An 18108-nucleotide genomic window follows, 5' to 3' on the forward strand; every position below is an offset into this window, starting at 1 on the left:
GCATTCTCATTCGTCTTTCTTCATCATTCCGGCCAGGGCGGCGAAGGGGTTGTGGGTGGCCTTGGCGACTTTCGGCGTGCTCAGGGAGCCCTCGCCGAAATACTGCTGGTCGGTGTAGCGCGAGTGTTCGTTGTCGTGGCAGTACAAGCACAGCAATTCCCAGTTGGAGCCGTCCTGGGGATTGTTGTCGTGGTTGTGGTCGCGGTGGTGCACGGTCAGCTCGCTCAGGCGCTTGCCGGAGAACTCACGGGCGCAGCGGCCGCAGACGTGGGGGTACATCTTCAGCGCCTTGTCGCGGTAGCCCATTTCCCGGTCGCGCTGGGCGTCGGCAAGGATGCGGTCCAGCTTGGCGGTGTTGGAGCTAGGAGTGGACGAACTCATGGGTTCACCTTTGTAGAAAGACTAATGACGGTAATGGGTGAAGTTTAGCCCAGGCCCTTGGGGCCTCGTCAGTCCCGGCATGACGAAACCTTGCCGGGACATCGTATTGGGGCAGGCAAAACCCTGCGGTTGGGAGTAGCCTGACGCCAGACAATAGCCATGGAGTCATTGATGAAACGCACTATTGCGACGGTGCTGACACTGGCGGCGACCCTTGCCGCAGGAATGGGCCCGACCTGGGCCGATGAGCCACAAAGCGCTCCGGTGGTCACTCCCACGCCGACACTCGGCACGCCGGGAACCGCCACGCCCACCCCTTACCCACAAGTGACTCCCCCCAGCACTCCGAAGGCCAGCAATGGCGGCGCGCCGCTGTTGCCGCCAATCGACATGCCCAAGCCGCCCAAGGATCAGACCCAGCCAGCTCCTGAGCAGAACGACAGCAAGTCGGGTCGCTAGGGAGCGGCCTGGCCAGGGTCAGACCTGCTGTGCGAGCAACTGGCCGTCGGCCATGCGCAGGCGCTTGGACAGCGAGACAGCCAGGGCGCGGATGATCTTGGCGGCGATCTTCGGCGCATCATTGAGCATTTTCTCCAGGGAGTCCTTGCCCAGGTTGAGCAACTGGCAATCGCTGGCCGCCACGCAGGTGGCGGAGCGCCGTTCGCCATCGAGTACCGCCATTTCGCCAAAGGCCCGGCCGCTGCGCAGGGTCGCGACGCTCAAGAGCTGGCCGTCGTGACTGCGTTTCTGCACGGCTACCTGGCCGCTGTGGATGATGCACATGAAGCTGCCGGCATCGCCCTCATGAAAGATCGCCTCGCCCTGGGCGATGCTGCTGATGCTGAAGTAGCCGGCCGCCGCGTTGAAGTCGGCGGGCAACAGTTGGTCGAACAGGCCGCAGTCCATCAGCCAGTCACGGATTTCATTGTTCAGCAGGGTGGGTTCGGACATGGGATCACGGTCTTTTTCTTGTGTCGGTGGCTTGGGCGCAGGCCCGGATCGGCGGCGGTCCCGGATTAAGACAGGAGCGCCGCCGGGAGTTCCTCAGCCCAGGCCCAGAATGTTCAGGACAAAGGCATATTCGAGGGCTACGTCACGTAATCCCTGATAGCGCCCGCTCATGCCGCCGTGGCCGGCGCCCAGTTCGGTCTTGAGCAACAGCAGGTTGTCGTCGGTCTTGGTCGCCCGCAGCCTGGCCACCCACTTGGCGGCTTCCCAGTACTGCACGCGGCTGTCGTTGTAGCCGGCGATCACCAGCGTGGCCGGGTAGGCCTGGGCCTGCACGTTCTCGTAAGGGGCGTAGGCCTTGATGCGTGCATGCACCTGCGGCTCCTCGGGGTTGCCCCATTCGTCGTACTCGGTGACGGTCAATGGCAGTTCCGGGTCGAGCATGGTGTTGAGCACATCGACGAACGGCACTTCGGCGATGGCCACCTGGAACAGCTCGGGGCGCTGGTTGAGCACCGCGCCGATCAGCAGGCCGCCAGCGCTGCCACCGCTGATGGCCAGTTGGCGGGAGGTGGTCAGGCCCTGGGCCACCAGGTGCTCGGCGCAGGCGATGAAGTCGCTGAACGTGTTCTGCTTGTGCTCCTGCTTGCCGGCTCGGTACCAGGCTTCGCCCAGCTCGCCACCACCTCGCACATGGGCGATGGCGAAGGCCATGCCGCGATCGAGCAGGCTCAGGCGGGCATGGGAGAACCACGGGTCGAGGCTCTCGCCATAGGCACCGTAGCCATACAGGTACAGGGGCGTAGGACGACCCAGGTACTCGCGCTTGACCACCAGGCTGATGGGCACCCGGGTGCCATCGGTGGCGGTGGCCCACAGGCGCTGGCTGACATAGGCATCAGGGTCGAACTCGCCCAGCACCGGGGTCTGCTTGAGTACCTGCTGCTGGCCGTCGGCCAGTTGCAACTGGCGTACCTGGGCCGGGCGGTTCAAGGCTTCGTAGCGCAGGCGGATACGCTCGCTGGTGAACTCCAGGCTGTTTTGTACGTGCAGGCTGTAGGCGGCGTCTGGCAATTGCACGCGGTAGCTGGGCAGGCCTTGCGGGTGCACCTCGATGATTGGCAGGCCGCCTTCGCGCAGGCTCAGGGTCATGGCCCCGGCATTGAGGGTCACGCCGTCGAGCATCACCTCGGGGTTATGCGCAACCAGCAGGCGCCAGTCGTCCTGGTCGGGAACACGACCGGTGTCCTGGGCCTGGTAGAGGGCGAAGTTGATGCCCTCGCGATTACTGCGGATGAACCAGGTCCAGCGGCCTTCGAGCTGGCCGTGGTCGACATCGTACTCATGGCCCTCGACCCGGGGCGCCAGGCAGGTGAATGGCTGGTGCGGCTGCTCGGCGTCCAGGGCCCAGCTTTCGCTGGTGGTCTTGCTGCCCAGGGACAACAGCAGGTGGCGTTCGGAGCTGGCGCGGTAGCAATGCAGGAAGAAGCGCCCGTCCGGTTCATGGAACACCTCTTCGGCCGCTGTGCCGTCCAGGCGATAGCGCAACAGCTTGTGTGGACGATGAGTTTCGTCCAGTTCGCCGAAGAACAGGGTCTGGCTGTCGTTGGCCCAGGTCATGCTGCCGTCGCACTGCTGGAACGGCAGTTCGCTGACCTTGTCGTTGGCCAGTTCCTTGACGAACAGGGTGTAGGTCTCCTCGCCGCTGGTGTCGAGGCTATAGGCCAGCCGCTGATGGTCGGGGCTGATGCTGAAGGCGCCCAGGGAGAAGAAACCGCCATTGGCCAGGACGTTCGGGTCCAGCAGCAGTTGTTCGCGGCTTTCGTCCACCGTCAGGCTGTCGTCCGCCGGGCGTGGGCAGCGGTAATGCCGGGCGTACTCGTCGCCGGCAGTGGTCCGGGTGTAATACAGATAGGGGCCCCAGGGCGAGGGCAGCGACAGGTCGGTCTCGAGGATTCGTCCCTTGATTTCCTGGAACAGGACCTCGCGCAGGGGCGCCTGCTGGGCCAGTTGGCGTTCCTGGTAGCTGTTTTCCGCCTTCAGGTAATCGAGCACCGCGTCGGTGTCGCGCTCCTGCAGCCAGGCGTAGGGGTCAGCGCCGGCGGCCTTGTGGGCGATCGGGGCGCTGGTGTCATTGGCAGGTAAGGGCATGGGGGGCTCTCGAACGATGACAAATGAGGGCTTGGCAGACGGCGGGGCAGCCTGACACGGGAAAAGTCGTTATCATAAGCGCCTCTTTGCCTGCCTTGCCACGGACACCATGACCGAGAACGACTATCTGATCGCTTGGGGCTGCTATGCCTTCGCCGCCTTGGGCTGCCTGCTGGTATGGATGCGCCTGACCCGCTGGATGTGGCGCTGGTTGCGCGAGCCGCTGCGCGTGCTGGTCGCCGTGTTGCTGTTCAGCCCGACCATCATCGACCCGGTCAAGGAAAAAATCGCCCCGGCCGTGGCCATCACCGCCCTGGACGTGGCCTTCAAGGTGGGTAACAACGCCTGGCGCGCGGTTTCCGATCTGTTCATGTACGGCATGATCGCCTTCGGCGTGTACCTGCTGTTCGTGCTGATCCGCTGGCCGATAGAGCGCTCGATGCGCGAGCGCCGCCAGCGCAGCGAAGCGGCGAAAGCCGCAGCCAAGGCGGCTGAAGCGGAAGATGACCAGCCTTTTGGCAGTGCCGGCAATGACCGTTACGGTCGCCCGCCTGCTGGCAGTGCTCCCCTGAACACGCGGGTCGAGCCGCGTTTGTAACGTTGTCCCCGGCACTGCAGCGAGAGTCCGAGCATGTGTGAATTGTTGGGCATGAGCGCCAATGTACCGACCGACATCGTCTTCAGCTTCACCGGGCTGATGCAGCGTGGCGGTCGTACCGGCCCCCATCGTGATGGTTGGGGCATTGCCTTCTACGAAGGCCGGGGCCTGCGCCTGTTCCAGGACCCTGCGGCCAGCAGCGAGTCGGAAGTGGCCAATCTGGTGCAGCGCTATCCGATCAAGAGCGAAGTGGTCATCGGCCATATCCGCCAGGCCAATGTCGGCAAGGTCTGCCTGGCCAATACCCATCCTTTTGTCCGTGAGCTGTGGGGTCGCAACTGGTGTTTTGCCCATAACGGCCAGTTGGCGGATTTCCAGCCCGAGACTCAGTTCTATCGCCCGGTGGGGGATACCGACAGCGAGGCGGCGTTCTGCGACTTGCTCAATCGGGTCCGCCAGGCATTTCCCGAGCCGGTTGCGATCGAGCAAGTGCTGCCGATCCTGATCCAGGCCTGCAGCGAGTATCGCAGCAAGGGGGTGTTCAACGCCTTGCTCAGCGATGGCGACTGGCTGTTCTGCTACTGCTCCACCAAGCTGGCGCAGATCACCCGGCGCGCACCGTTCGGCCCGGCCCGCCTGAAGGATGTCGATGTGATCGTCGACTTCCAGGCAGAAACCACCCCGGACGACGTGGTCACGGTGATCGCCACCGAACCCTTGACCGAAAACGAAACCTGGACCCGCTACCAGCCGGGACAGTGGAGCCTGTGGCGGCGCGGAGAGTGCATCAGCCATGGCCAGACCGAATAAGGACACTCCTATGTTGCTCAGTTACCTGCGTCTGGTGTTGTTCGCGGCCGGCCTGTTGATCGGTGTGCAAGTGCCGGGCTTCATCAGCGACTACGCCAAGCGGGTCGAAGCCCACATGATCGAATCGCAGAACAGCCTGCAAGGGTTCCAGGCCACCGCGCAGCAGTTCTTCAAGGGCGACCTGAACGCCCTGGTGGCCCATTACCGGGCCAGCGACGATCCGGTGTTTCGCAGCGATGCCGACAGCCTGAGCGGCCTGCTCAGTCGCCAGCTCGCCCTGGACAAGCAGTACCAGGCGATGCAAGGCCCCTGGTACATCCGCATGCTGCAAGTCGCCCTGGCGGCCGACCCGGCGATCCGCAAGGAAACCTGGGATGGCTACAGCTACCAGATCCTGTTGACCCCGGAGGCGATGTCCTGGGCCATGGGCGGCGCCTTGCTGCTGTCCTTCGGCCTGGAATGCCTGTACCGGCTGATCGACTGGGTCGTGCTCGGCGGTCGTCGCCTGCGCCAGAGCCGGCCCATCGAAGAGCGCGATCTCAAGGGGCTCTGAGCCCTCTCTACAGGGACGGTGCCAGGAGCAGATGCTCCTGGCCGACCTTCTGGGCATAGCGCTGCACGACGCGCTGGCACAGCCCGACGATGTCCTCCACCAACTCCACTCCCACCCGCCACGACACCACCACCTGCAGGTTCGGTGGGCGCTGATCGATGTCCAACTGTGTCAGCTCGCCCCGGGCCAGTTCCTCGCGCACCAACACTGGCGGCAGCGCGCCGATCCCGAAGCCGTCGCGCAGCAGGCGGGTGATGGCCGAGACCGAGTTGACGCAACTGAGCCTGGGAGCCAACACGCCGCTGGCTTGCATCAGGCTCATCACCTGCTGATGGGGCAGGGAATTCTTCGAGTAGGTGACGATTCGCTCCCGGGCCAGTTCGGCCAGGGAGTCGTAATGGCGGTTGTAGATCGAATCGCTGGCGGCGATCCAGCTGACCGGATAGCTGGCCAGCTCCAGGCTGCGGATGCTTTCCCGGCGTAGCAGATCGGTCTGCAGCGCCAGGTCGAGAAAGCCCTTTTGCAGTTGCTCGCAAAGATTGAGCGAGGTATCGGCCACCAGCTCGATTTCCACCTGGGGATAGTGGTCCATCATCTGCGCCACCAGGGGGCTGAGCCAGGTGTGGATCACTGTGTCCATGACCCCGATCCGCAGCCGCCCGACCTTGCTCGAGGGCGCCTCTATCGACTGCTTCAATGCCTGTAGGGTGTCGAGCATCTGTTCGGCATGCTCCAGCACCTTCACACCTTCCGGAGTCAGGCTCACGCCCCGCGAGTCGCGCAGGAACAGCTTGACCCCCAACTCACCCTCCAGCACCGCGATGCGGCTGGACACGGCTGCCTGGGTGGTGAAGAGCTTTTCCGCAGTCAGGCTGAAGTTCTTCAGCCGAGCGACCCAGATGAAGGTTTCGAGGAACTTGAGATTCATGGGATCAACTTTTCTTATGCCTTGGGACGGCTTTTATTAGTTGGACGGGTGCCAGGCCCGAGTCGAAGAATGCGCCGACCCACGATATGCGTCGTCGGGGCCCAGAACAACACCAATAACCCTGGAGATCGCCATGAGTGCGCCCGAGACACTGGCCGCCAAGGCCCCGCGCCGCGCCGGCCCGTTTGACTGGTATACAGACATCAACCAGCAGGAGCGCCGGGCGTTCTGGAGCTGCAAGATCGGCTATGGCCTGGACGGCATGGACACCCAGATGCTCAGCTTCGTGATCCCGACACTGATCGCCCTCTGGGGGATCACCTCGGCCGAGGCCGGCCTGATCCATACCAGCACCTTGCTCGCCTCGGCCCTGGGCGGCTGGATCGCCGGGATTCTCTCCGACCGCATTGGCCGGGTGCGCACGCTGCAACTCACGGTGCTGTGGTTCGCCTTCTTCACCTTTGTCTGCGGCCTGGCCCAGAACTATGAACAGCTTCTGGTGGCCCGGACCCTGATGGGGGTCGGCTTCGGTGGCGAATGGACCGCCGGTGCGGTGCTGATCGGTGAAGTGATCCGCGCCCAGAACCGTGGCAAGGCAGTGGGCATGGTGCAGTCCGGCTGGGCACTGGGCTGGGGGCTGACGGCGTTGCTCTATGCGCTGTTGTTTTCCCTGCTCCCGCCGGAAGACGCCTGGCGCGGCCTGTTCATCCTCGGCATCCTGCCGGCGATCTTCGTGATTTTCGTCCGGCGCCTGGTCAAGGACCCCGAGGTCTATCGGGAAACCCGGGCCAAGGAGGCGCCGAGCAATCCACCGCGCTTCTACGAGATCTTCGCCCCGGGGATCATCACTACCACCCTGCGGGCCTCGCTCCTGGCCGCGGGTGCCCAGGGCGGCTACTACGCGATCACGTTCTGGCTGCCGACCTTCCTCAAGACCGAGCGCGGCCTGAGCGTGCTCAGCACCGGTGGCTACCTGGCCATGGTGATCGTCGGTTCCTACGTGGGGTATGTGATCAGTGCCTACCTGACCGATATCCTGGGGCGCAAGAAGAACTTCGTACTGTTCGCCGCCGGCTCCTTCACCATCATCCTGCTCTATACGCAGATGCCGGTCAGCAACGCCGTGATGCTCTGGCTGGGCTTTCCCCTGGGCTTCTTCGCCTCGGGTATCTTCAGTGGCATGGGGGCCTTCCTCACCGAGCTGTTCCCCACGCGCATCCGGGGTTCGGGGCAGGGCTTCTGCTACAACAGCGGCCGGGCAGTGGCGGCGCTGTTTCCACTGCTGATCGGCCTGCTCAGCCAACATGTCGCGTTGAGCGTGGCCATCGGCACCTTCGCCGCGGTTTCCTACGCCGTGGTGGTGCTGTCGGCCTTGAGCCTGCCGGAGACCCGGGGCAAGGAACTCGAGGCACGCTAACTGATAACCTGCAAGGCGCGGTATCGCTGCCTTGCAGCGCGAACCTATAACAACACAGGAGTGCCGACCATGAGCCGCCTGCTATTGAACTGCGACATTGGCGAAAGCTTTGGCAACTGGACCATGGGCCTGGATGCCGAGGTCATGCCCTTTATCGATTGCGCCAACATCGCTTGCGGTTTCCATGCCGGCGACCCGGGGATCATGCGCAAGACCGTGAGCCTGGCCCTGGCCAATGGCGTGCGTATCGGGGCCCACCCTGCCTATCAGGACCTGGCTGGCTTCGGTCGCCGCTCCATGAGCTATTCCCCACAAGAGATCCAGGACCTGCTGCACTACCAGGTCGGTGCCCTCGATGGCATCTGCCGGGCCCAGGGGACGCAGGTCAGCTACGTCAAGCCCCACGGCGCCCTGTACAACGACATGATGGCCAAGCCGAGCCAGTTGCGGGCGGTGATCCAGGCGGTCGCGGCCTACGACCGGCAACTGCCGCTGATGCTCATGGCCACTCGCGACAACAGTGCGGCCCAGGCCCTGGGGGACGAACATGGCGTGACCCTGTGGTTCGAGGCTTTCGCCGACCGGGCCTATGACAATGCCGGGCACCTGGTATCGCGCCAGGTACCCGGTTCGGTGCACCACGACCCCGAGATCATCGTCCGGCAAGCCCTGACCATCGCCCGAGGCGAACCCCTGGTCGCCAGCGATGGCAGCGCCTTGCTGCTACAGGCCAATACCCTGTGCGTGCATGGCGACAACGCCAGCTCGGTGGCAGCGGTACAGCGCATCCGTGAAGCCTTGAACCAGCAGTGCGGTCTATGAAACCAACGATTGAAGTGGTGGCCATCGATTGCCTGATGGTGCGTCTGTTCGAGAGCATCGCTGAAGACAACATGCCCTGGATGCTCTCCGCTGCCGAGCGTTTGCGCCAGGCTTTCGGCACCTGGTTGATCGACCTGGTGCCGTCCTACACCACGCTGATGCTGCATTACGACCTGCATGCCCTGGCCCCGTCCGAGGCACGAGCGTTGATCGATACGGCCCTGGCCGAGTTGACCCCGCTCGATGCCCGGGGTGGGCGCGAGCACGTGCTGCCGGTGTGGTATGACCCCAGCGTCGGGCCGGAGCTGGCGCTGTTGTCCCGGCGTAGTGGGTTGTCGGTGGCCGAGGTGATCGAATGCCATAGCCAGCGCGAGTACCAGGTGTTCGCCCTGGGGTTTGCCCCCGGATTCGCGTTCATGGGGCTGGTGCAAGAGTTGCTGGCAGCGCCCCGGCTCGATACTCCACGCAAGCGCGTGGCAGCCGGTAGCGTTGGTATTGCCGAGCGCCAGACCGCCGCGTACCCGGTGGTCTCGCCCGGTGGCTGGAACCTGATCGGGCGGACACCGAGTCGTTTGTTCGATCGCCAGCGTGATGGCTATAGCCTGTTGCAGCCGGGGGACCGGGTGCGCTTTGCGCCGGTGGAGCATGCGGAGTTCATCCGCCTGGGAGGTGACGACCGGCCTCTGGAGGTGTCGGCATGAGCCGTTTGTCGATCGAGGCCAGCACCCCCTTGTGCCTGTTGCAGGACGCGGGACGCTTTGGCGTGCGCCACTTGGGCGTGACCCAGGGCGGGGCGCTGGACTGGGTGTCGATGTCCTGGGCCAACTGGCTGCTGGGCAATGCCCTGGATGCCCCTGTGGTGGAAGTCACCCTGGGCGGCTTTACCCTGCTGGCCGAGGACTACTGCCTGCTGGCGCTGGCAGGAGCCGACCTGGGGGCTTATGTGGATGAACGCCCCTTGGCGCCGGGGCGCAGCTTCATCCTGCAAAAAGGCCAGCGGCTGCGCCTCACTCAGCCGGTCTCCGGGGCCCGGGCCTATCTGGCGGCACCGGGTGGTTTCGATGCGCCCAGGGTGCTGGGCAGTTGTGCCAGTGTGCTGCGTGAAGCCCTGGGCGGTCTCGATGGACTGGGCCGGTCCTTGAGCGAGGGCGATGTGCTGGGGTACTCGGGAACGGCGGGTGCGCTGCGTAGCCTGGCGGCGGTGCAGATGCCGGATTTGCAATCCGCTGCGCCGCTGGAGTTGATTCTTGGGGCCCAGGTGGGCCAGTTCAGTGGCTTGAGCCTGTTCGACGCCTTCAACAGCGACTGGGTCCTGGACAGCCGGGCCGATCGCATGGGCGCGCGATTGCTGGGGCCGAAATTGCAGTACCAGGGCCAGCCGATGATTTCCGAAGGCATCGCCCTGGGTGCGGTCCAGGTACCGCCGGATGGCCAGCCGATCGTACTGCTCAATGACCGGCAGACCATCGGTGGTTATCCACGCCTGGGGGCGCTGACGCCCTTGTCCCTGGCGCGGCTGGCGCAGTGCCTGCCGGGTAGCCAGGTGCGCCTGGCGCCGGTGGTGCAGGAGACAGCGCATCGGCAGCAGTTGGCGTTCTTGCGCCGCTTTGTGTAGTGGCTGATGGCTGTGGCGGCCGCTACGCGCCCGTGCGGCAGCGGCTCCACGAAACGGGTTATACCGTGTAGCCGCTGTCGAGCCGTGGCGAGGCTGCGAAAAGGCCCGCTGGGGCGGCTGTGCCGCCCCAGCAAGAGCGCCGCCTACTTGGACAGGAAGCGCATGCCTTCTTCCAGGCCGCGCAAGGTCAGCGGATACATCTGGTCCTCGATCAGCTCGCGGACGATGTTGGTGGACGCGGTATAGCCCCAAGTGTCCTTCGGATAGGGGTTGATCCAGATGAGCTTCTTGTACTTCTCCATGAAGCGCTGCATCCACACATAACCGGCTTCTTCGTTCCAGTGCTCGACGCTGCCGCCGGCCTGAGTGATTTCATAGGGGGCCATGGCGGCGTCGCCGACGAAGATCACCTTGTAGTCGGCGCCGTACTTGTGCAGCAGGTCCTGGGTCGAAGTCCGTTCCGAACCGCGCCGCAGGTTGTTCTTCCACACCGATTCATAGATGAAGTTGTGGAAGTAGTAGTACTCCAGGTGCTTGAACTCGGTCTTGCAGGCTGAGAACAGTTCCTCGCAGATCTTCACGTGGGCATCCATGGAGCCGCCGATGTCGAACAGCAACAGCAGCTTGACGCTGTTGCGCCGTTCCGGACGCATCTGGATGTTCAGCAGGCCGGCATCCCGGGCGGTGTGGTCGATGGTGCCGTCGATATCCAGCTCCTCGGCCGTACCCTGGCGGGCGAACTTGCGCAGCCGGCGCAGGGCCACCTTGATGTTGCGGGTGCCCAGCTCCACCGAGTCGTCGAGGTTCTTGTACTCGCGCTGGTCCCAGACCTTGACCGCCTTGCCCTGGCGCTTGCCGGCATCGCCGACGCGGATGCCTTCGGGGTTGAAGCCGCCGGAGCCGAAGGGGCTGGTGCCGCCGGTGCCGATCCACTTGTTGCCGCCGGCGTGGCGTTCCTTCTGTTCTTCCAGGCGCTTCTTGAACTCCTCGATCAGCTTGTCCAGGCCGCCCAGGGACTGGATCTGCGCCCGTTCCTCATCGCTGAGCGAACGCTCGAACTCCTTGCGCAGCCAATCCTCGGGGATCAGCGCCTGCAGGTGGTCGTCGAGCTTCTCCAGGCCGTTGAAGTAGGCGCCAAAGGCCCTGTCGAACTTGTCGAAGTGACGCTCGTCCTTCACCAGGACCGCCCGGGCCAGGTAATAGAACTCGTCCATGTCGGCGAAGGTCACGCGCTGCTTGAGGGCGTTGATCAGGTCCAGCAGCTCGCGCACCGACACCGGTACCTTGGCGGCGCGCATTTCATTGAACAGGTTGAGCAGCATGCCGATGCCCTCTTAACGACCGCCGCGACGGCTCATGAAAGCCAGGCGTTCGAGGAGTTGCACATCCTGCTCGTTCTTCACCAGGGCGCCGGCCAGCGGTGGGATGGCCTTGGTTGGATCGCGTTCGCGCAGCACGGCCTCGCCGATGTTGTCGGCCATCAGCAGCTTGAGCCAGTCCACCAGTTCCGAGGTCGAGGGCTTCTTCTTCAGGCCCGGCACCTTGCGCACGTCGAAGAACACATCCAGCGCCTCGCTGACCAGGTCCTTCTTGATGTCCGGGTAGTGCACGTCGACGATCTTCTGCAGGGTCGTGCGGTCAGGGAAGGCGATGTAGTGGAAGAAGCAGCGGCGCAGGAAGGCGTCCGGCAGTTCCTTCTCGTTGTTGGAGGTAATGATGATGATCGGCCGCTGCTTGGCCTTGATGGTCTGGTCGATCTCGTAGACATAGAACTCCATCTTGTCGAGCTCTTGCAGCAGGTCGTTGGGGAACTCGATATCGGCCTTGTCGATCTCGTCGATCAGCAGGATCACCCGCTCCTCGGATTCGAAGGCCTCCCACAGCTTGCCCTTCTTCAGGTAGTTGCGGATGTCGTGGACCTTGTCCACGCCCAGCTGCGAATCGCGCAGGCGGCTCACCGCATCGTATTCATAGAGCCCCTGGTGGGCCTTGGTGGTGGACTTGATGTGCCAGGTGATCAGCTTGGTACCGAAGGACTCGGCCAACTGCTCGGCGAGCATGGTCTTGCCGGTGCCGGGTTCGCCCTTGACCAGCAGCGGACGCTCCAGGGTGATGGCGGCGTTGACTGCCAGCTTCAGGTCATCGGTGGCGACGTATGCGCTGGTGCCTTCGAACTTCATCTGCAATTCCTCGAACGGTGACGGCGAGCTGCCCGGGGCAGGTCGGTTGAATAGGGGGTGATGGCGCGACTATAACGCGGCGCCTGCTCGAGTGTGAACGCAGACGCTCCATTCAGTCTCTGAATGGAGCGTCACGGGGTGACTCAGTCAGTCGACGGCTTGGGCTGTTCGTAGCGGGCATTGAAAGCCTGGATGAAACCGTTGCGCAAAATCTGCAAAAACGCCTGAAATGTGCTGGCATCTTGCTGGTGTACGTTGCCGCTGAGCTCGACCCGGGTGGCGAACTGGTTCTTGCGCTGGTTCTTCAGCAGGGTTTCCCCGGCGCCCACCAGGGCTTCCCAGACCGAGCGGAACACATTCTTGTCGCGGTTCTCGACGTCCTGTTGCCAGTCGAAGACTTCCACGTCCCGCAGCAGCGGCTTGATGTAGCCGTGCAGTTGGCCCTTCTCGGCCTGGGCCTCGATCACCAGGTCGCCGTGCCCGGCCTTGAAATCGAACTTGCCGTAGGCCGAGGCGAAGTCGTTGAAACGCCTGAGCTCGATATCCCGGGCCCGCAGGCGGAACTCGAAGTCCTCGAAGTTGCTCAGGGGGTCGAAGGTGGCGCTGGTTTCCAGGGGGGCCTGGCCCAGCAGCAGGGCCTTGCCCTCGAAGCGGGCGTCGCGTTTGCCCTGGGTGTCGACCACGTTGGTCAGGTTGTAGAAGCTGGCATTGACCTGGGTTGCGCCCAGGTTCACCGGTGGATTGGAGCCGAAGTTGCGAAAGTGCAGGGTGCCGTCGTCGATCCGCACTTCATCCAGGGTGATGGGCAACAGCTTGCCCAGTTGCGCCCGCCAGTCGGTGCCGGCACCGGTCTGCGAAGCCTGGCTGTCGCCGCCATCGACGAAGTTCACCTGGGGCTGGACGAATTGCACCCGCGCCACCACCGCATGGTCGTACCACAGCGCATGCCAGCTCACTGCCAGGTCGATCAACGGCGCCTTGACGAAAGGCACCGGCACCTTGCCGCTGACCTTGACGATCTCCAGGCCGTTGATGCGGTAGGCGCCGCGCCACAGGGCCAGGTCGACATCGCTGACCCGGCCACGGTAGTCGCCCATGTCCGCGAGCTTGTCGTTCAGGTAGTCACGTACCAGGTAGGGCAGGGCGATGTGCAGGCCGATCAGCAGTACGACCAGGCCCGCCAGGGTCCACAGGGGCCAACGATAGCGACGTTTCATGGGTGGCAGCCTCCAGTCCTATAAAGGCATTGACTGCCCAGGCTCCAGGTCGTTCGGCGCGACTGGACGCTCAAGGATGCCAGGCATACCCTTGGGGACTTCTTCACTGCTGCATAAGGACCCAGCCATGAGCCGAATTTTTGCTGACAATGCCCATTCCATCGGTAATACGCCCTTGGTGCAGATCAACCGCATCGCCCCGCGTGGGGTGACCATCCTGGCCAAGATCGAAGGGCGTAACCCGGGCTACTCGGTGAAATGCCGGATCGGCGCCAACATGATCTGGGACGCCGAAAGCACGGGCCGGCTCAAGCCGGGCATGACCATCGTCGAACCCACCTCGGGCAACACCGGGATCGGCCTGGCCTTCGTGGCGGCTGCCCGTGGCTACAAGCTGATGCTGACCATGCCGGCCTCCATGAGCATCGAGCGACGCAAGGTGCTCAAGGCCCTGGGGGCAGAGCTGGTGCTGACTGAGCCGGCCAAGGGCATGAAGGGCGCGATCGACAAGGCGGCGGAAATCGTCGCCAGCGACCCGGGCAAGTACTTTATGCCGCAGCAGTTCGATAACCCGGCCAACCCGGCGATCCACGAAAAGACCACCGGCCCGGAGATCTGGAACGACACCGATGGCGCGGTGGATGTGCTGGTGGCCGGCGTCGGCACTGGCGGCACCATCAGCGGCGTGTCGCGCTACATCAAGAAGACCCAGGGCAAGCCGATCCTCGCGGTGGCGGTGGAGCCCGCCACCTCGCCAGTGATCAGCCAGAAGCTCGCCGGGCAAGAGATCAAGCCCAGCCCGCACAAGATCCAGGGCATTGGCGCCGGTTTCGTGCCCAAGAACCTGGACCTGGAAATGGTGGACCGGGTGGAGCTGGTGACCGACGAGGAATCCAAGGCCATGGCCCTGCGCCTGATGCAGGAGGAGGGCATTCTCTGCGGTATTTCCTGCGGGGCAGCGATGGCCGTGGCGGTACGCCTGGCGGAAACCCCGGAAATGCAAGGCAAGACCATCGTGGTGATCCTGCCGGACTCCGGCGAGCGCTACCTTTCCAGCATGCTGTTCAGCGACCTGTTCACCGAGCAGGAGAACCAGCAGTAGGCAACCTGTGCCGATTGCCCTCCGGGTCGAACTGGTGGGCCATTGGCTGACCCACATCAGCCGTTCCCTACGCGACTTATGCTACTTAACGCCTTTGTTGCACGACCGTTAATGCTGAATGTTCGGTCGTGCGGGTTTTTCCGGGGTTCAGGAGTGTTTATCATGACCGGCTGCCAGGTCGGGTGGTCGCTCCCCCCACCGGTGCCTATTTCCAAGGAGTTGTTGCATGAGCTTTTCCTTTGCCGCCAAGTTCGCGGTGTTGTCGCTGTTCATCGGCAGCATCCTTTTCGTGCATCTGCGCGGTAAGGCGCGCCTGCCGGTACTGCGCCAGTTCGTCAACCATTCGGCGTTGTTCGCTCCCTACAACACCCTGATGTACCTGTTCTCGGGCGTGCCTTCCAAGCCTTACCTGGATCGCAGCAAGTTTCCTGAGCTGGATGTGCTGCGTGACAACTGGGAAACCATCCGTGACGAGGCCATGCACCTGTTCGACGAGGGCTACATCCGCGCCGCCGAGAAGAACAACGACGCCGGTTTCGGCTCGTTCTTCAAGAAGGGCTGGAAGCGCTTCTACCTCAAGTGGTACGACAAGCCACTGCCTTCGGCCGCTGCCCTGTGCCCTAAGACCGTGGAGCTGGTGAGTGCCATCCCCAACGTCAAGGGCGCGATGTTCGCGCTGTTGCCCGGCGGCAGCCACCTGAACCCGCACCGCGATCCCTTCGCCGGTTCGCTGCGCTATCACCTGGGCCTGTCGACGCCCAACTCCGATGCCTGCCGGATCTTCGTCGACGGCGAGGAGTACGCCTGGCGCGACGGTGAGGACGTGATGTTCGACGAGACCTACGTGCACTGGGTGAAGAACGAAACCGAGACCACCCGGGTGATCCTGTTCTGCGATATCGAGCGCCCGCTGAGCAGCGGCCTGATGACCCGCATCAACCGTTGGGTCAGTGCCCAGCTGGGGCGTGCCACTGCACCGCAGAACCTCGACGACGAGCGGGTTGGCGGCATCAACCAGGCCTATGCCTGGAGCAAGCGTTTCAGCGACAGCTTCAGTGGTGTGGTCAAGCAGTGGAAGCGCCGCAATCCGAAGCTGTACCGCATCCTGCGCCCGGTCCTGGCGGTGGTGGTGCTGGTTATCCTGTGGAAATGGCTGTTCGGATAAATCTTGCAATGAATATCGAGCGCTGGTTATATTCGGCGCTCGATGAGTCAAGCGACTCATTCTGTCCTTCTTCGAGAACCTTCGGCACATGGCCTTATCCCTCATCAACGCGGTAGTGGTTTCAGCGGTCAACGCTGGCGTCGTGCCGTGCGGGAATCAGCAGCCTGTGCAGATCGGTCAGAACCCCCCACCTGTCAGTAGCACGCCGGTGTACGCAGTCGTATCACCGCCGGGCGTTGGCTTCTCGGGCTGATCAGTAACCGCTGCTGTTCCCTGCGCCCGCCTGAAACAAACACTACTGAACTTCAGCTCCGGCTGAATTGGCTTCTTGCCTGACTACAGGTGGTTTCATGTTGCTCATTTCGAAAAAGTCCGCTTTTGCGGCGGCCTCCACGAGTCTGTTCGTCCTGCTCTGGAGCAGTGGCGCGATCTTCTCCAAATGGGGGTTGGCCCATGCCTCGCCCTTTGCCTTCTTGCTGGTGCGCTTCGCCATTGCCCTGGCCGGCCTGATGCTGCTGGTGCCCCTGCTCAAGCTGCGGTGGCCCAAGGGGCGACGGGCCATGGGGTTCGCCGTGGCCACGGGCCTGGTGTTGCTGGGTGCCTACCAGATCTTCTATATCCTGGCCCTGGACCTGAAGGTCACCCCCGGGGTGATGGCTACCATCATGGGGGTGCAGCCGATCCTCACCGTGGTGTTGATGGAGCGCCAGCGCTCCTGGAGCCGCCTGTTCGGCCTGGGCCTGGGGCTCGCCGGCCTGATCATGGTGGTGTACCAGGGCATCGGCCTGGCAGGCATCTCGATCTCCGGCATGCTCTGCGGCCTGCTGGCCCTGGTGAGCATGACTGCCGGTTCGATCATGCAGAAACGCATCACCGATAACCCGCTGGGAACCTTGCCGGTGCAATACCTGGCCGGTTTGCTGTTGTGCGGATTGTTCGCGCCGTTCCAGCCGCTGCATTTCGAGTACAGCGCCGGGTTCGTGATCCCGGTGTTGTGGATGGGACTGGTGGTGTCGGTGCTGGCGACCTTGTTGCTGTACCGCCTGATCGCCCAGGGCAACCTGGTGAATGTCACCAGCCTGTTCTACCTGGTACCGGCGGTGACCGCCCTGATGGACTACCTGATCTTCGGTAATCGCCTGGCCCTGCTGAGCCTGTTCGGCATGGGCCTGATCATCGTCGGGCTGGTGTTCGTGTTCCGCAAGAGCGCCTGATGGAATACACCGGCCGGGTGCAATGCCCGGCCGGTGGCCGTTTTTCCTGCAACTATCTGCTGCTCAGGCCGTGGCCTTCGCCGCCGGCCTGAGGACCAGCCACAGGGCCGCGGCGATCAGTACCCCGCCATACAGATGGCCCATGGACAGGGGCTCGTCCAGCAGCAGGGCTCCCCACAGTACGCCGAACGGCGGGATCATGAAGGTCACGGTCATGGAGCGTACCGGGCCGATGGAACTCAGCAGGCGGAAGTACAAGACATAGGCGAAGGCCGTGCAGCCCAACCCCAGGCCCAGCAACGACAACCAGACACTCAAGCCGCCCCAACTGGCCGGTGGCTGGCTGAGTGCGCTGTAGGCGAACAATGGCAACAGGAACAGCGTGGCACCCAGCATGCTGCCCAGGGCCGAGAGACGACTGTCCAGGCCCCCGGCCTGGTCCAGCCAACGCCGGGCGAGGAACCCGGCGAAGCCGTAGCAGGTGGTGGCCAGCAGGCAGGAGAGAGCGCCGAGCAGCAGTTCATGGTCGAAGGCCACTGGGCCGGCACGGCTCAGGATGCCGACGCCGAGCAGTCCCAGGAACACGCCGGCGAGCTTGCTCGGGGTCAGGCGTTCATGGAAGAACAGGCCGCCGATCAGCACTCCCATCAGTGGTGTGGTGGCGTTGAAGATCGCCGAGTAGCCGGCAGGCAGCACCAGGGCCGCCACCGAATACAGGGTGGCGGGCAACCCCGAGTTGATCACCCCCAGCAACAGGACCGTCTTGAGCTTGCCGTGGAAGTTCCAGCTCACCCGCATCAGCGCCAGCATGGCCAGCAAGCCGACAGCGGCGATCGATACCCGGAAGAAGGCCGTGGGCACGCTGCCCAGCACCGGGGCGATGATGCGCATGAACAGAAAGCTCGCGCCCCAGATGGCGGCTAGCGACAACAGGCGCAACAGATCGACAAGTCTCACGAAAGGTTCCTTGGGTGGCAGGGCGGGAATCTTGCCGAGCCTGGATAAGC

Annotated in this window: 19 protein-coding genes; 11 read left to right on the plus strand and 8 right to left on the minus strand. The window is 63.7% G+C overall.

Features of this window, described 5'->3' with window-relative positions:
* Positions 1 to 6 precede the first annotated feature (6 nt).
* Positions 7 to 381: a YajD family HNH nuclease gene (locus ATY02_RS08970; protein ID WP_068586096.1), complete on the minus strand. Its 375-nt coding sequence runs from the start codon at positions 379 to 381 to the stop codon at positions 7 to 9.
* 171 nt (positions 382 to 552) lie between these two features.
* Between ATY02_RS08970 and ATY02_RS08975 the strand changes: the two genes are divergently transcribed.
* Positions 553 to 840, plus strand: a complete 288-nt coding sequence (locus ATY02_RS08975; RefSeq protein ID WP_068586093.1) for a hypothetical protein — start codon at positions 553 to 555, stop codon at positions 838 to 840.
* Between the two features lie 18 nt (positions 841 to 858).
* Here the strand turns inward: ATY02_RS08975 and ATY02_RS08980 are convergent, their stop codons facing one another.
* Both ATY02_RS08980 and ATY02_RS08985 read right to left on the minus strand, forming a co-directional pair.
* Positions 859 to 1332 carry a cyclic nucleotide-binding domain-containing protein gene (locus ATY02_RS08980; RefSeq protein ID WP_068586090.1) on the minus strand — a complete coding sequence of 158 codons (474 nt, stop codon included), beginning with the start codon at positions 1330 to 1332 and terminating at the stop codon, positions 859 to 861.
* A 93-nt stretch (positions 1333 to 1425) separates the two neighbouring features.
* Positions 1426 to 3480, minus strand: a complete 2055-nt coding sequence (locus tag ATY02_RS08985) for a S9 family peptidase (RefSeq protein ID WP_068586087.1) — start codon at positions 3478 to 3480, stop codon at positions 1426 to 1428.
* Positions 3481 to 3589: 109 nt separating this feature from the next.
* Here ATY02_RS08985 and ATY02_RS08990 point away from each other — a divergent pair, with 109 nt between their 5' ends.
* The 3 genes from ATY02_RS08990 to ATY02_RS09000 are packed head-to-tail and all read left to right on the plus strand — an operon-like array spanning position 3590 to position 5441.
* The gene (locus ATY02_RS08990) at positions 3590 to 4078 is read left to right on the plus strand and encodes an MFS transporter (protein WP_068586083.1); all 489 of its coding nucleotides are present in this window, start codon (positions 3590 to 3592) and stop codon (positions 4076 to 4078) included.
* Positions 4079 to 4111: 33 nt separating this feature from the next.
* Positions 4112 to 4888, plus strand: a complete 777-nt coding sequence (locus ATY02_RS08995) for a class II glutamine amidotransferase (RefSeq protein ID WP_068586078.1) — start codon at positions 4112 to 4114, stop codon at positions 4886 to 4888.
* 10 nt (positions 4889 to 4898) lie between these two features.
* Positions 4899 to 5441 (plus strand): DUF2937 family protein, encoded by a 543-nt coding sequence (locus ATY02_RS09000; protein WP_068586075.1) that lies wholly within the window; start codon positions 4899 to 4901, stop codon positions 5439 to 5441.
* Positions 5442 to 5448: 7 nt separating this feature from the next.
* Here ATY02_RS09000 and ATY02_RS09005 read toward each other — a convergent pair whose 3' ends face one another.
* Positions 5449 to 6369 carry a LysR family transcriptional regulator gene (locus ATY02_RS09005; protein WP_068586072.1) on the minus strand — a complete coding sequence of 307 codons (921 nt, stop codon included), beginning with the start codon at positions 6367 to 6369 and terminating at the stop codon, positions 5449 to 5451.
* Between the two features lie 133 nt (positions 6370 to 6502).
* On the opposite strand from ATY02_RS09005, the gene ATY02_RS09010 reads away from it, so the two are divergent.
* The 4 genes from ATY02_RS09010 to ATY02_RS09025 all read left to right on the plus strand — a co-directional run bounded on the left by ATY02_RS09010 (position 6503) and on the right by ATY02_RS09025 (position 10223).
* Positions 6503 to 7786 (plus strand): MFS transporter, encoded by a 1284-nt coding sequence (locus ATY02_RS09010; protein WP_068586069.1) that lies wholly within the window; start codon positions 6503 to 6505, stop codon positions 7784 to 7786.
* A 69-nt stretch (positions 7787 to 7855) separates the two neighbouring features.
* Entirely contained in the window at positions 7856 to 8608 is a 753-nt protein-coding gene (locus ATY02_RS09015; protein WP_068586066.1) for a 5-oxoprolinase subunit PxpA, read from the plus strand.
* Positions 8605 to 9309, plus strand: a complete 705-nt coding sequence (gene pxpB / locus ATY02_RS09020) for a 5-oxoprolinase subunit PxpB (protein WP_068586063.1) — start codon at positions 8605 to 8607, stop codon at positions 9307 to 9309. The genes ATY02_RS09015 and pxpB overlap by 4 nt, the downstream gene beginning before the upstream one ends.
* The gene (locus ATY02_RS09025; RefSeq protein WP_068586060.1) at positions 9306 to 10223 is read left to right on the plus strand and encodes a biotin-dependent carboxyltransferase family protein; all 918 of its coding nucleotides are present in this window, start codon (positions 9306 to 9308) and stop codon (positions 10221 to 10223) included. Before pxpB ends, ATY02_RS09025 begins: the two co-directional genes overlap by 4 nt.
* A 143-nt stretch (positions 10224 to 10366) precedes the next feature.
* On the opposite strand, the gene ATY02_RS09030 is transcribed toward ATY02_RS09025, so the two are convergent.
* From ATY02_RS09030 to ATY02_RS09040, 3 genes are all read right to left on the minus strand, one after another.
* Positions 10367 to 11545 (minus strand): vWA domain-containing protein, encoded by a 1179-nt coding sequence (locus ATY02_RS09030; protein ID WP_068586055.1) that lies wholly within the window; start codon positions 11543 to 11545, stop codon positions 10367 to 10369.
* A 12-nt stretch (positions 11546 to 11557) separates the two neighbouring features.
* Positions 11558 to 12403: an AAA family ATPase gene (locus ATY02_RS09035; RefSeq protein WP_068586053.1), complete on the minus strand. Its 846-nt coding sequence runs from the start codon at positions 12401 to 12403 to the stop codon at positions 11558 to 11560.
* Between the two features lie 143 nt (positions 12404 to 12546).
* Entirely contained in the window at positions 12547 to 13620 is a 1074-nt protein-coding gene (locus tag ATY02_RS09040; protein ID WP_068586050.1) for a DUF748 domain-containing protein, read from the minus strand.
* 127 nt (positions 13621 to 13747) lie between these two features.
* On the opposite strand from ATY02_RS09040, the gene cysK reads away from it, so the two are divergent.
* The 3 genes from cysK to ATY02_RS09055 all read left to right on the plus strand — a co-directional run bounded on the left by cysK (position 13748) and on the right by ATY02_RS09055 (position 17101).
* Entirely contained in the window at positions 13748 to 14722 is a 975-nt protein-coding gene (gene cysK, locus ATY02_RS09045) for a cysteine synthase A (protein ID WP_068586047.1), read from the plus strand.
* Between the two features lie 226 nt (positions 14723 to 14948).
* The gene (locus tag ATY02_RS09050) at positions 14949 to 15887 is read left to right on the plus strand and encodes an aspartyl/asparaginyl beta-hydroxylase domain-containing protein (RefSeq protein ID WP_068586044.1); all 939 of its coding nucleotides are present in this window, start codon (positions 14949 to 14951) and stop codon (positions 15885 to 15887) included.
* 350 nt (positions 15888 to 16237) lie between these two features.
* Positions 16238 to 17101: a DMT family transporter gene (locus ATY02_RS09055; RefSeq protein ID WP_068586041.1), complete on the plus strand. Its 864-nt coding sequence runs from the start codon at positions 16238 to 16240 to the stop codon at positions 17099 to 17101.
* Between the two features lie 63 nt (positions 17102 to 17164).
* Here ATY02_RS09055 and ATY02_RS09060 read toward each other — a convergent pair whose 3' ends face one another.
* The gene (locus tag ATY02_RS09060) at positions 17165 to 18058 is read right to left on the minus strand and encodes a DMT family transporter (RefSeq protein ID WP_068586038.1); all 894 of its coding nucleotides are present in this window, start codon (positions 18056 to 18058) and stop codon (positions 17165 to 17167) included.
* Between the last annotated feature and the right edge of the window lie 50 nt (positions 18059 to 18108).

This window comes from Pseudomonas sp. BIOMIG1BAC (assembly GCF_001705995.2).
GTDB lineage: Bacteria > Pseudomonadota > Gammaproteobacteria > Pseudomonadales > Pseudomonadaceae > Aquipseudomonas > Aquipseudomonas sessilinigenes.

Coding starts and splice junctions, on each gene's coding strand:
- ATY02_RS09035 (WP_068586053.1), bottom strand. CDS start 12,403: ATGAAGTTCGAAGGCACCAGCGCATACGTCGCCACCGATGACCTGAAG.
- ATY02_RS09040 (WP_068586050.1), bottom strand. CDS start 13,620: ATGAAACGTCGCTATCGTTGGCCCCTGTGGACCCTGGCGGGCCTGGTC.
- ATY02_RS08980 (WP_068586090.1), bottom strand. CDS start 1,332: ATGTCCGAACCCACCCTGCTGAACAATGAAATCCGTGACTGGCTGATG.
- ATY02_RS08995 (WP_068586078.1), top strand. CDS start 4,112: ATGTGTGAATTGTTGGGCATGAGCGCCAATGTACCGACCGACATCGTC.
- ATY02_RS09005 (WP_068586072.1), bottom strand. CDS start 6,369: ATGAATCTCAAGTTCCTCGAAACCTTCATCTGGGTCGCTCGGCTGAAG.
- ATY02_RS09050 (WP_068586044.1), top strand. CDS start 14,949: ATGAGCTTTTCCTTTGCCGCCAAGTTCGCGGTGTTGTCGCTGTTCATC.
- ATY02_RS09025 (WP_068586060.1), top strand. CDS start 9,306: ATGAGCCGTTTGTCGATCGAGGCCAGCACCCCCTTGTGCCTGTTGCAG.
- ATY02_RS09030 (WP_068586055.1), bottom strand. CDS start 11,545: ATGCTGCTCAACCTGTTCAATGAAATGCGCGCCGCCAAGGTACCGGTG.
- pxpB (WP_068586063.1), top strand. CDS start 8,605: ATGAAACCAACGATTGAAGTGGTGGCCATCGATTGCCTGATGGTGCGT.
- ATY02_RS08985 (WP_068586087.1), bottom strand. CDS start 3,480: ATGCCCTTACCTGCCAATGACACCAGCGCCCCGATCGCCCACAAGGCC.
- cysK (WP_068586047.1), top strand. CDS start 13,748: ATGAGCCGAATTTTTGCTGACAATGCCCATTCCATCGGTAATACGCCC.
- ATY02_RS09000 (WP_068586075.1), top strand. CDS start 4,899: ATGTTGCTCAGTTACCTGCGTCTGGTGTTGTTCGCGGCCGGCCTGTTG.
- ATY02_RS09055 (WP_068586041.1), top strand. CDS start 16,238: ATGTTGCTCATTTCGAAAAAGTCCGCTTTTGCGGCGGCCTCCACGAGT.
- ATY02_RS09010 (WP_068586069.1), top strand. CDS start 6,503: ATGAGTGCGCCCGAGACACTGGCCGCCAAGGCCCCGCGCCGCGCCGGC.
- ATY02_RS08970 (WP_068586096.1), bottom strand. CDS start 381: ATGAGTTCGTCCACTCCTAGCTCCAACACCGCCAAGCTGGACCGCATC.
- ATY02_RS08990 (WP_068586083.1), top strand. CDS start 3,590: ATGACCGAGAACGACTATCTGATCGCTTGGGGCTGCTATGCCTTCGCC.
- ATY02_RS09015 (WP_068586066.1), top strand. CDS start 7,856: ATGAGCCGCCTGCTATTGAACTGCGACATTGGCGAAAGCTTTGGCAAC.
- ATY02_RS08975 (WP_068586093.1), top strand. CDS start 553: ATGAAACGCACTATTGCGACGGTGCTGACACTGGCGGCGACCCTTGCC.